General features: G+C 60.8%; 9 protein-coding genes and 1 tRNA gene. 5 read left to right on the top strand and 5 right to left on the bottom strand.

What is annotated here, in order from left to right:
* Position 1: 1 nt before the first annotated feature.
* Together BM234_RS07450 and xylF are read right to left on the bottom strand one after the other, a co-directional pair.
* Positions 2-1,297, bottom strand: coding sequence for a sugar ABC transporter permease (locus BM234_RS07450; RefSeq protein ID WP_092062575.1), 1,296 nt, complete (start codon positions 1,295-1,297; stop codon positions 2-4).
* A gap of 80 nt (positions 1,298-1,377) precedes the next feature.
* Positions 1,378-2,403: a D-xylose ABC transporter substrate-binding protein gene (gene xylF, locus BM234_RS07445; protein WP_092063288.1), complete on the bottom strand. Its 1,026-nt coding sequence runs from the start codon at positions 2,401-2,403 to the stop codon at positions 1,378-1,380.
* 218 nt (positions 2,404-2,621) lie between these two features.
* Here xylF and BM234_RS07440 point away from each other — a divergent pair, with 218 nt between their 5' ends.
* A complete protein-coding gene (locus BM234_RS07440; protein WP_092062572.1) occupies positions 2,622-3,881 on the top strand; it encodes an ROK family protein in 1,260 nt (419 codons plus the stop codon).
* A complete protein-coding gene (locus tag BM234_RS07435; protein WP_092062569.1) occupies positions 3,878-5,371 on the top strand; it encodes a CRTAC1 family protein in 1,494 nt (497 codons plus the stop codon). The genes BM234_RS07440 and BM234_RS07435 overlap by 4 nt, the downstream gene beginning before the upstream one ends.
* Here BM234_RS07435 and BM234_RS07430 read toward each other — a convergent pair.
* Positions 5,368-6,675 carry a cytochrome-c peroxidase gene (locus tag BM234_RS07430; protein WP_092062566.1) on the bottom strand — a complete coding sequence of 436 codons (1,308 nt, stop codon included), beginning with the start codon at positions 6,673-6,675 and terminating at the stop codon, positions 5,368-5,370. The two genes, BM234_RS07435 and BM234_RS07430, sit on opposite strands and share 4 nt — an antisense overlap.
* Positions 6,676-6,857: 182 nt before the next feature.
* On the opposite strand from BM234_RS07430, the gene BM234_RS07425 reads away from it, so the two are divergent.
* Positions 6,858-7,292: a CBS domain-containing protein gene (locus BM234_RS07425; RefSeq protein ID WP_092062563.1), complete on the top strand. Its 435-nt coding sequence runs from the start codon at positions 6,858-6,860 to the stop codon at positions 7,290-7,292.
* Positions 7,293-7,496: 204 nt separating this feature from the next.
* On the opposite strand, the gene ctaD is transcribed toward BM234_RS07425, so the two are convergent.
* Both ctaD and lipB read right to left on the bottom strand, forming a co-directional pair.
* Positions 7,497-9,173: a cytochrome c oxidase subunit I gene (gene ctaD, locus BM234_RS07420; protein WP_092062560.1), complete on the bottom strand. Its 1,677-nt coding sequence runs from the start codon at positions 9,171-9,173 to the stop codon at positions 7,497-7,499.
* A 133-nt stretch (positions 9,174-9,306) separates the two neighbouring features.
* A complete protein-coding gene (gene lipB / locus BM234_RS07415; RefSeq protein ID WP_425439238.1) occupies positions 9,307-10,017 on the bottom strand; it encodes a lipoyl(octanoyl) transferase LipB in 711 nt (236 codons plus the stop codon).
* 142 nt (positions 10,018-10,159) lie between these two features.
* Between lipB and BM234_RS07410 the strand changes: the two genes are divergently transcribed.
* A complete protein-coding gene (locus tag BM234_RS07410) occupies positions 10,160-11,779 on the top strand; it encodes a peptidoglycan-binding domain-containing protein (protein WP_092063284.1) in 1,620 nt (539 codons plus the stop codon).
* A gap of 118 nt (positions 11,780-11,897) precedes the next feature.
* Positions 11,898-11,984, top strand: a tRNA-Leu gene (locus BM234_RS07405).
* Positions 11,985-12,292 lie beyond the last annotated feature (308 nt).

The raw sequence follows: 12,292 nt of genomic DNA, 5'->3' as shown, positions 1-12,292 counted from the left end.
CTCAGTCTCCTGTACGGCGGCGATAGAGGATGTCGACGAAGACGGCGAGGACGAGGACCATGCCGACCACGATGTTCTGATAAGGGGCGTCGACGCCCACCATGGCCATGCCCGATTGCAGTGACTGCATGATGAGCGCGCCGAGGATCGCGCCGTAGATGGTGCCAGAGCCGCCCGCGAGGGCTGTTCCGCCGATCACTGCGGCGGCGATGACGCGGAGTTCATCCAGCGTGCCGATATCGTTGGAGTGAAAGGTCTGGCGGGCCGAAGCGACCACGGCGGAAATCGCACAGAGAAGCCCCATGATCATGAAGACCTTGACCGTGAGCATCCGCGTGTTGATCCCCGCAAGCGCGGCGGCGTCGGGGTTGCCGCCCGTGGCAAAGATGTACCGGCCAAGGCGCGTGCGCTGTGCCACGATGGTCATGATGATCGCCACGACGATCAGCACGAGGACCGAAATCGGCACGCCATAACCCTGCGTATGACCTTCGGGCATGACCTGCCCCGCGGCTTCGAAGATCCGTTCAAGGCGTCGGGTCGGGATTTCATAGGCTGTGAGCAATGACACGAAACCAAGGATCGCCGAAGCGATGAGCCCGCCAAGGACAAGTTCCGCCCAGATCGGTTTGACCTTGAACTCATGCCGGATCTTGGAGCGACGCGCAGTAAAGAGGCCGAACCATGCGGCGAGAACTGCGACGATACCGAAGATCCAGCTCCATGTTTCGCCCAGCGTTCCGTTGATGCCGCCGAAGAGTTGGAAGGTCTCGTCGAGGGGGCCGATGGTCTGGCCGCTGGTCAGGTGCCATGCCACGTTGCGCCAGACGAGCAGACCGCCAAGCGTTACGATGAATGCCGGGATCGTCAGATACCCGATGAGCCACCCGTGGAAGGCCCCGATCGCCATTCCGGCGACGCAGCCCACGGCGATTGCAATAGGCGCGGTCAGCGGATGACCCAACCCGAGGCCAAGCCATTCGGGCACCACCATTGTCTGGGTCATCGCCATGACGGCCGAACAGGTTGCCAGCAAGGCCCCGACGGACAGGTCGATATGCCGGGTGACGATCACAAAGACCATACCGGTTGCCATGATGGCCACGGACACTGTCTGGATCGTCAGGTTGAACACGTTGCGGGGCGTGAGAAAGCGCCCTTCGGTGAGGATGTTGAAAACGAGGCAGACGGCGATAAAGGCCCCGATCATTCCCAGAAGGCGGGTGTCGATTTCAAGGGCTGCGAATGCACTCTGCTTCTTCCGCGCGCGGGCGGCAGTCTCTTTGGTGTCGGTCATGATGAGAAGTCCCGTACGGGCGGTTGTGCCTTCACCCGCGAGGGGGTGAAGGCGGTAGGTTCACAAGATCCGGAGCGGGATCAGTTGCAGGGTGCCGGGCCAGCTTCGACGCCTTGGCACAATGCGTCTTTCTCGATCCAGCCGGCATCGACGACTGCGGAGAGGTTCTCCTGCGTCACCGGAACGGGCTCGAGGAACTGCGCCACGAGCGTGGTTCCGGCAGGAGAGGTCCATTCCGCCGCGCCCTCGATGGCGGTCATTTCCGTACCGTTTGCCATCTCCACAGCGATTTCCGCGGCGCGCTTGCCGAGGTCGCGGGCGTCTTTCCAGACCGAAACCGTCTGGGTGCCCTTGGCGATGCGGTTCAGCGCCGCGTGGTCGCCATCCTGTCCGGAAACGGGAATGCCTTCCATGCCTTGGGCGGCAAGTGCTGCCACCGCGCCACCGGCGGTGCCGTCATTGGAAGCGACAACCGCGTCGACGTTGTTGTCGTTGGCGGTCAGGATCGATTCCATGTTGCGCTGTGCGTTGGCGGGCAACCACTGATCGGTATAGGCTTCGCCGACGATGGTGATCGCACCGCTGTCGATGGCTTCCTGCAGAATTTCCTGCTGACCGCCGCGGAGGAAATCCGCGTTGGGGTCAGTGGGGGAGCCCTTGATCATGACGTAGTTGCCTTCGGGCGCGGCTTCGAGCACGGCACGGGCCTGCATCCGGCCAACTTCGACGTTGTCGAAGGTCAGGTAGAAGGCGCGGGCGTCTTCGATCAGACGGTCATAGCCCACGATCGGAATACCTTCGTCGGCAGCAGCCTGAACAGCGGGGGTGATGGCCTGCGAGTCCTGCGCGAGGATGATCAGCGCATCGGCGCCCTGAGCAATCAGGCTTTCGATGTCTGCCAGTTGCTTGGCCGAAGACGATTGTGCGTCGGATGAGATGTAGGCGGCGCCGGCTGCGTCGAGGGCCTCCTTGATGGCGGCCTCATCGGTTTTCCAGCGCTCTTCCTGAAAGTTGGACCAGCTTACGCCAACGGTGATGTCCTGTGCGAATGCGGCTGTAGTCAGCGCGGACGACGCAAGCGCCGCCGCGAGAAATGCTTTACGCATGATTTCCTCCCATGTGATCGCCATTTCTGACGACGCGGCAGATCGTGCCACGCGGGCTGAAGCATCGCGCAACTTAATTTATCTGTCAAAATAAATTTTGTCTTTTTTGTCTTCACGATGCGTAATACGTGGCATAACCTGTCTTCAAAGGGGAGGTTCGCAGGCGAATGGCAGGATTGCTGCCCTGAATTTGTTTGCGAGAAAAATTAAGGGTGGAGATGCGCGGACGCCTGCGGGAACTCAAGCTGCCGAGGGATGGAATCGGGCCGATGGTACCGGTTCAGACCGAAGATACACCGGCTCTCCGGCAAAAGGTCTATGATTGCGTGCGATCATGTGGCCGGATTTCACGTCGCGACGTAGCCAAGCGGTTGGCGATCAGTCCCGCCACTGTCACCAACCTCGTCGCCGAACTTTTGGAGCAGGGCCTGCTCGAAGAGGTGGAGACGGGCACCAAACGCGACCGTAACCGGGGTCGCCCGCCGGTCGCGCTCAAGGTGCGCGGCGAAGCGGGATATGTCGCCGGTGTCATGCTTAGCGATGAGGTGCACTCGGGGATCATCCTCGACTATGCGGGCAAGGCCATTGCCGACGTGGCCATCCCTCGCAGGCCGGGGGCGGATGTCTCCTTGGTTGACGAGGCTGAGCGGGTCTTTCTCAAGCTCGCCATGGCGGCAGGCATAGGTATGGAACAGATCGACAGCCTGGGGCTTGGATTGCCGGGTGTTGTCGACAATGCAAACGGCACGATCCTGTGGTCGCCCATCATGCAGGCGCGGAACGTCCCCATGGCGGAGCTTTTGTCCGCGCGGCTGGGGGTTCCGGTCGAAGTGGACAACGATGCCAATCTCGTCACCCTCGCGGAGCTTTGGTACGGGGCGGGGCGGCGCGTCGAAAGCTTTGCCGTCATCACTATCGAGAATGGTTTGGGGATGGGTCTCGTGACCGGGCACAAGCTCTATCGCGGAACTCATAGTGCCGCGCTGGAGCTTGGGCATACCAAGGTGCAACTGGATGGGGCTCTGTGCCGTTGCGGTCAGCGTGGGTGTCTTGAAGCCTACGTCGCCGACTATGCGCTGGTCCGCGAAGCTTCCGTCGCCATGCAACAGGTGCGCGGAAAACCCGTCCCGGCTCAGGTGCAACTCGAAAGCCTGTACGATCAGGCCAAGGCAGGCAACGAAGCTGCGCGCACGATCTTTCGCCGGGCGGGGCGTTTCCTCGCTGTCGGGCTCGCGAACGTAATATCCCTTTTCGATCCGGAACTGATCGTCCTGTCAGGTGCACGGATGAAGTTCGATTACCTCTATGCCGAGGACGTTTTGAATGAGACGCGCCAGCTGGCCGTCGATGCAGGTCGCAATGTGCCGGACATTGAGATCAACGCCTGGGGCGGGCTCGTCTGGGCTCGGGGGGCGGCCACACTCGCGCTTGCGGCGGCCTCGGCCCGGCGCACCGCGCGGCCAGAGGTCGTGGTATGAGGTATGCGAGTATCGTTCTCCTTGGCGGGCTTCTTGCCGGGGCCGCGCAGGCCGATCCGCGCTTTGATCTGATGGAGGCACTCCCGTCGCCGCACGTCTACGACGGCGGATGGGAGCATTTCGTCGGTGGCGGGGTCGCGACATTTGACTGTAACGGGGATGACCTGCCGGAGGTGTTTATGGCCGGCGGCACGAACCCGGCGGCGCTCTACCTCAATCGGGGTGGGTTTCGTTTCGAACGTGGCGATTTTGAACCTGAGACAGGCGTGACGGGGGCCTATCCGCTTGATATCGACGGCGATGGCCATCTCGATCTTGCGGTGCTCCGCGTGGGTGAGAATCACCTCTATCGCGGGCTGGGGGGCTGTCAGTTCGCGCTTGCCAACGATGAATGGGGATTTGACGGCGGCACCGCATGGTCCACTGCGTTCTCAGCCACATGGGAGCAGGGCGCAGAATGGCCCACCCTCGCCGTGGGAAACTACGTGGACCGCGAAGATCCCGACGGACCATTCGGTACCTGTGATGACAACGCGCTCTATCGCCCCGAAGGACGGCGATTTGGCCCACCTCACGTTTTGACGCCGGGGTTTTGTGCCCTCTCCATGCTCTTCTCCGACCGGGGTAGGGACGGCCCGGCTGATCTGCGCATCTCGAATGACCGCCACTATTATTTGCGGGACGGGCACGAGCAATTGCTGAGCTTGTCCGACCTTGACTGGTTGTCGGAGGATGACGGCTGGCAACGAATTTCGATCTGGGGCATGGGGATCGCCAGCCGTGACATTACCGGCGACGCCCGTCCGGAGGTCATGCTTACCTCCATGGGGGATCAACTGCTTCAGATCGCGCGGCCTGATGGCGGGTATGATCAAGCGCCTTACGATATCGGCACCTATGCCCAGCGGCCATTTCTGGGCGACGATGGCCGCCCATCTACCGGTTGGCACGCCGAGTTCGGCGATATCGACAATGATGGCCGAGATGATCTGTTCATCGCCAAAGGCAACGTCGATCAGATGCCTTCGAATGCGAGCTACGATCCAAACAACCTGCTCATGCAAACGGCGGACAGCCAATTCGAAGAGGCGGGCAATTCTGCAGGTGTTGCCAGTACTGCGCGCTCTCGGGGCGCGGCATTGGCGGATCTGGATCTTGACGGTCGATTGGACCTCATCGTCGTGAACCGTCGCGCTCCCGCAGAGATGTACCGCAACCTCAGCGAGGCGGGGAATTGGATCGCTGTTCGACCCCGACAGGCGGGTCCGAACCGGGATGCGGTGGGCGCGCGGGTAGAGGTGCGTCTGCCGGGCAAGAATATGGTGCAGGAGATCACCGTGGGCGGCGGGCATGTCAGTGGAAGTCTGCTCCCGCGGCACTTCGGTTTGGGCAACGCCGCCAAGGTCGAGGTGCGAGTCCGTTGGCCCGATGGGACGCACAGTGCATGGCAGAACGTCGATGCCAACACGCGAATCGACTTGGTGCGTTAGCGATCGACTGGCAGGCCGCTGGGGACCGTGTGGGGGACCCCAAGCCGCCCCGCGACCGCGCCTTCATCGGTCAAAGCATTCAGAAATGCGAGGATCGCATCAATCTCTGCTTCATCCAGTATGATCTCTGACGTGGGGACAGCCGCAAGGATGGCTTCCGCCTCGTCGAGGTCCAGCAATGGCCTGAAGGGATCGTGGAGGGCGACGGGAAGCACCGCCTGCGCAGGATCGTAGGGCCTCCGGGGATCTATGTGGTGCAACAAAAATGCCCGCAGATTCAGGTGGCTTCCCGTATGCCCATAGGGAGCGGTGACCGTAATATTGCGCAAGCTCGGGGTGCGAAACGCGTAAGCATCCTCGGCGCGACCGGTGACGCGCATGCGCCCAAGATCCTTGGTGTGCTGTTCGAACCTCGCCGCTTTTCCAGGGCCAAATTGCGGGACGCCCATGGCGTGGAAACTGTGATCGCTTTGAAACGGCCCTGAATGGCAGGAGGAACAGCCGGCCTCGCCATAAAAGAGTGTCATACCTTGCAGGGCACTGCCCTCCAAAGGCATATCTCCGCGAAGATGTGCATCGAACGGGCTTTGATCCGCGCGCCATTCTGCGGCTATAAAGTCGGAAATCGCATTAGAGATATCCGCAAAAGTGACCTCTGCCCCAGGCTTGCCGAGCCATTCCTCGAATCCCGCCCGGTACTCGGGCAATGCGGTGACCCGCCGGGCAATACGGTCCCAAGATCCGCCGGGGCCAGTGATCAACCCTTGTCTCGTCGCCTTTGCCACATCGTTTTCGGCATAGTGCCCGGCCATCTCATCCTGGCTGAGGACCGGAAACATTGTCTGCGCCGAAAGTACATTGGCGAACCCTTCGACCATCTCATCCTCTAGCGGCGTGCGCAATCCAGTTGGGCGGGAGGGGTCTGTTTCGATGCGACCGTCGTGGAACAGCACCGTGAATTCATGCGCGCCGAGGTTCCACAGAGCGGGTGCGTTTCGGGGAACCAGTTCCTCTGGCGGGTTGAGCGGGTCGGCCACACGGTCAGGGCCAAGACCCAGCCCGCCTTCACCGATGTTCAGCGAGACGCCATCTCCCGTCCCGAACCGGGGATGGTGGCAGGAGGCGCAGGATATGTTGCGGTTTCCCGACAGGATCGGATCATAGAAGAGAAGCTGGCCAAGCCGAACGGCGACCGGGTCGGTCTTTCGGTAGGCGTCGCCGGTGATAGGGTCGGGGAGAGGGTCCGCGGCGATGGGGCGCGCGAGAAGCACCAGCAAAGCGCCTATGATTTTCGACAGTTTCATCGCGTACTCCCAAGACGGGCGCAGAGAACACCACCGTTGGATTTCGTTCAAGGCTCTTGGGCAACGAAGTTGGCTCGGGAGGTTTCAGTGGCGTCCTGCCCGGAAGGTCAGGAATCTCTCACTCTGACGTTCGCGAAGAAAGTGTTACGTAAGGGTTATTCTTTCAGTGGCGGATTAAACCCATGTATATCAAATCAATTTCCGAACTGCTCAGCGATAGGCCCATGTTTTCGATCGACGCGACTCGCACGGTGGGGGAGGCCTGCATGATCCTGAGCACGCGCAATATTGGCGCTCTACCCGTAGTGGAAAACGGGCGTCTGGTCGGTATTCTCAGTGAGCGCGATGTTATTCGACGTTGTGTCATCGGTGGAAGAGACACGTCGACCACGCTCGTTTCCGAGGTGATGACCCGTGAACCCGTGACCCTCGGGCCGGAAGATAGCCCCGCCTCGGCGATGGATATCATGTTGGCTGGCCAGTTTCGCCACCTGCCGGTCTGCGATGCCGGCAACAAGCTGATCGGGATGATTTCCATGCGGGATATCCCGACCGAGAACCGCCTTCTCGTGGAACGGTTCCGCGACTACTCAGGGATGCAAGCCGTATACGGCTGAGCGATTACCCAAGTCTCTTTGGCTCGGAAGGGGGATCGTCACGCCCCGTCCGGGCCTTTTTGATTCTGACCAATGCAAGGATAGGTGACGTCTGCCGAACAGGAGCAGTGACACTGCATCCGATTCAAAAGAATGAAATCTAACCAAGACTTCGTTGTCGGCACCAAACAAGAAGGCCCGGAGTTTCCTCCGGGCCTTTGGCGATCAGTGTGCCGGGTGTTTGTCCCAGTCTTCCCGTTTCGGGAGCTGTTCGAACGTATGCTCCGGCGGGGGTGAGGGCAGGGTCCACTCCAACGTATCGGCGTATTCGTTCCACGGGTTCGCGGCAGTTGCGCGGGGCCCGCGAGCGAGGCTGTAGAAGATGACGCCGATGAAGAAGAGGAAGGATGCGAAGGAGAGGAAGGCACCCCATGATGAGACATAGTTCCACGTTGCGAACGCGTCAGGATAGTCGATGTAGCGACGCGGCATGCCCTGACGGCCCAGGAAGTGCTGGGGGAAGAAGGTCAGGTTTGCACCGATGAACATCATCCAGAAGTGCAGTTTCCCGGCCCATTCAGGATACATGCGGCCGGACATCTTGGGGAAGTAGAAGTAGATCCCCGCAAAGATGCAGAACACCGCCCCGAGCGACATCACATAGTGGAAGTGCGCAACGACATAGTAGGTATCGTGATAGGCGCGGTCGACCCCGGCCTGGCTCAGCACGATGCCCGTCACGCCGCCCACGGTGAAGAGGAACAGAAAGCCGAAGGCCCAGAGCATCGGGGTTTTGAACTCAATCGATCCGCCCCACATCGTCGCGATCCAGGAGAAGATCTTCACCCCCGTAGGTACCGCGATCACCATGGTGGCCATCATGAAGTAGCTCTGCTGCGTCAGGGACAAGCCCACGGTGTACATGTGGTGCGCCCAGACGACGAAACCCAGCACGCCGATCGCAATCAGTGCCCAGACCATCGGCAGATAGCCAAAGACCGGCTTGCGCGAGAACGTGGCGATCACGTGGGAGATAATGCCAAAGCCGGGCAGGATGATGATGTAGACCTCGGGGTGTCCGAAGAACCACAGGATATGCTGGTAAAGGATCGGGTCGCCGCCGCCAGAAGGCTGGAAGAAGGTCGTGCCGAAGTTACGGTCGGTCAGCAGCATCGTGATGGCGCCGGCCAGGACGGGGAGGGCCAGAAGGATCAGCCATGCAGTCACGAAGATCGACCACGCGAAAAGCGGCACCTTGAAGAGCGTCATGCCGGGAGCGCGCATGTTCAGGAAGGTGGTGATCATGTTGATCGCGCCGAGGATCGAGGATGCGCCGGAGACGTGCACCGCGAAAATCGCCAGATCCATCGACATTCCGGCCTCGGAGGTCGAGAGCGGCGGGTAAAGCACCCAGCCAACCCCTGAGCCGAGCTGTCCGTTGCCGCCGGGAGCGAGCAGGGACGCGATGCCCAGACAGGTGCCGGCGACGTAGAGCCAGAAGCTGAGGTTGTTCATCCGCGGGAACGCCATGTCCGGCGCGCCGATCTGGAGCGGCATGAAGTAGTTGCCGAAACCGCCGAAGAGCGCAGGAATGACCACGAAGAACATCATCAACACGCCATGGTACGTGATCATCACGTTCCACAGGTGCCCGTTCGGTGCGCAGGTTTCTCCACCCATTCCGCCGAAGAAACGCCACCCGTCCGCGCACATGTATTGTACGCCCGGGTGCATCAGTTCCATCCGCATATAGACGGTAAAGGCCACCGAGATGAACCCGACGGCGCCCGCTACGAAGAGGTAGAGGATGCCAATGTCCTTGTGGTTGGTCGACATGAACCAACGGGTGAAGAAGCCCCGCTGATCGTGGTGTTCGTGGCCGTGAATGGCTGCGTCCGCCATGTCTGCCTCCTCAATTGAATTGTGGCCGCGGGAGTCGCCTCACGCGCGGTGCTTCAATGCATGTTTTAGAATGCGTGCTTCGGGGGGGCAATGCACGCTTTTGCCGCAGCAACATATTTTTTCGCGGTGCGTCTCATGGCGCGCTGTGGGCCGCCTGCATGGGTCGATCTCCAAAGATCGACTCGAAACTCTTCATCAAAGCAAGGTCAAGATCGGCCATGCTCACCGGAAGGCCGAGGTCCACGAGGCTCGTGACGCCGTGTTCGCGAATGCCGCAGGGGACGATTCCGTCAAAATGGCTGAGGTCTGGCTCCACATTGATCGAGATTCCATGAAACGAAACCCAGCGGCGCAAGCGGATGCCGATGGCGGCAATCTTGTCCTCCTGTGGTGCGCCATCAAGCCCAAGCGGCTTGTCGGGGCGAGGGACCCATACGCCCACGCGGCCCTGTCGGATCTCGCCACGCAGGTTGAACTCCGCCAGAGTTGCGATCACCCAGCTTTCAAGGTGCTTCACGAATTGCCGCACGTCCTTGCCGCGCTGGCCCACGTTCAGCATGACGTAAGCGACCCGCTGGCCCGGCCCGTGATAGGTATACTGGCCGCCGCGCCGCGTCTGGTGCACCGGAAACCGATCAGCATCGACAAGATCCTGCGGCTGAGCACTCGTGCCAGCGGTGTAAAGAGGGGGGTGTTCCAGCAGCCAAATGGCTTCTTCGGCGCTTCCGGTCGCGATGGCTTCGGCGCGTGCTTCCATCCGCGCCAGCGCGTCGGCATAGTCGGTGAGTCCCTCGCTGACGATCCATTCCACCATTTCATGCCCTCCTGACGAGGCCAGCGGCATGGCCCGCTTGAAGTTCATTGTCAATTCACTGCGATTCAATCGAGAAGCGCCGGTGGCACCAATAATCGAATTTCTTAACCCTACGGCAAGGAATCGTGGTAGATTTATCCCTTTAGTGGTGGATCAATTCGAGGGACAGATCATGGTGAGCAAATCCGTTATTGGAATGGCCGTGGCGGCTGGCGTGGCCTTGGCGCCAGTGCAACAAGCCGCAGCGGATGGGGCCGATATTGTCGGCGGGATCATCGGCGGGATGATCGGCGGCGCGATCATGAACAATCAGCGCCAACAGCCGCGAACCCAAACCCGCACAGTGTATCGGACCGCCAAACCATCCCCCGCAAGGGCGCAAACGCGGGAACTGCAGACCTCCCTGAATTATTTCGGATTTCCCGCTGGGTCCCCGGATGGTGTGATGGGCAGCCGGACGCGCAGCGCGGTGTCGAGCTATCAGGCGTTCATGGCGTTTCCCGTGACGGGCACGCTCAACGAATACGAACGATCTGTCCTTGTCGGTGCCTATCATCGTGGCACCAGCGGCGCAGCGGACGCGATGCGGCTTGTCTCCACCAGTCCCTTGGGCGCGAAGGCATTGCTCAAGGCACAGCGGGACATCATGTCAGGCGGCACGGTCGCAGCGGTAGAGGTGCCAAAAGCTGGGTACTCCGGGCTGCCGATCGAAGTCTCGCAAGCAGTGGATGAGGTCGCCGAAAGCTCGGACCCTTCTGCTGAACAACTCCTTCAGCGGTCGGGGTTCATCCAGCTTGCTGATCTGAACGGGGATGGCCGGACCGACTACATTCTCGATACCTCCTATAGCGGGTCGAGCTATTGGTGTGGTGCGAACCAGTGTCAGACGATGGTCTTCGTCTCCACCTCGAATGGCTATGCGCGCAACAACATGCTGGCTTCGAATCCGGTCCCGGCCAATTTCTCGTGTTCTGGCGCAACGTGTTCCATTGCGCAGACGCCAATTCCCGCGGCCGCACCGGCGGCCCCCATGCCCACTCCGGCACCCGCAACCGAGACCCCGGGTACGGTTATGGCGGCTCTGCCTTTGCTCCCCACCACCGGTCTTGCCTCTGCCAAGCCAACGCTGGGCAGTCATTGTAGCAAGGTCAGTCTGCTGACCAACGCCAATGGCGGTTTCGTCACCTTGGCTACGATGGGCGAGCCCATGCTCGTCCTGAACGAGCAATTCTGTCTCGCCCGGGCTTTCTCGATGGAGGTTTCGGATCAGATGGGCCAAGCGCTTCAAGGTGTGAGCGCTGCACAAGTGGCGCAGATGTGCGGTCAGTATGGCCCGGCCCTCAAGCCCTATGCCGCCTCCATCGCGATCAAGCCGCGCGATGAGGTGCTGCGGGATGTCGGAGCCTTCGTCCTCAACAGTGGATTGGATGCCGCGCAACTGTCCGGAACGGCAAAGATCTGCCTTGGAACGGGATACCGCACCGAGGATATGGATGTGGCGATCGGCTCCGCGCTGTTGCTTAGCGCAATGGGGGAGGCTCCCTACGGCGAATTGCTGGGGCATCACCTTGCCTTGGGGTTCGGCGCGCCTGAGCGGGCTGATATGGCAACCGCTTGGTATGACGGTGCAACCTCCGCGATTTCCGGCGGCGCGGCCGCGGTCTTCGCGCCCGGTCAGCCGGAGCGGGTTAACCTCATCCAAGCCGCAGCCGTCCAACTTGGTGGGGGCGGGACGATGCCGCAGCCGGTCGAGGCGAGTGTCGGCCTGCCGACCTTCCAGATATCAGAGTGACAAGACTGCCGGCGGGCGCCAATCGCGTGCCCGCCCCATGTCGTGCGAATTTTTGGAAAATGTCTCTTGAGGTGCCCCGATGCCTCAGCTAAAGAGCGCCTCACCAAGTCAAGACAGTGCGGTCGTGGCGGAATTGGTAGACGCGCAGCGTTGAGGTCGCTGTGGGGTAACACCCGTGGAAGTTCGAGTCTTCTCGACCGCACCATTTCACAGTTTTCTGTGCTCATCCCTAAAAATCGAAACGGAACAGTCACTTGCGGCGTTCGAAGCCCCGTTTTGGGATCGAAGGACAAAGGCTCGTTCAAGACCAGTCTAAGGACTGTTTTGCGCAGCGCAAGTGAGCCGCTTTCCCAGAGTTTCCAAGGGCTTGAGAGAAAGTCCAAAGAAAGTTCGAACATCTCGGCGAAGGGGTGCAGCGGTTTGCTGTCTTGATCGAGCTTATCGGCCAGGATCAGCTTTTCCTTGTCCAGTTCCGTGATGCGCTTCTCATAGGCTGCGATGACACTTGGGTTT

This window comes from Poseidonocella pacifica (assembly GCF_900111875.1).
Classification (GTDB): Bacteria; Pseudomonadota; Alphaproteobacteria; order Rhodobacterales; family Rhodobacteraceae; genus Poseidonocella; species Poseidonocella pacifica.
This window is presented reverse-complemented; position numbering and strand designations above follow the sequence as displayed.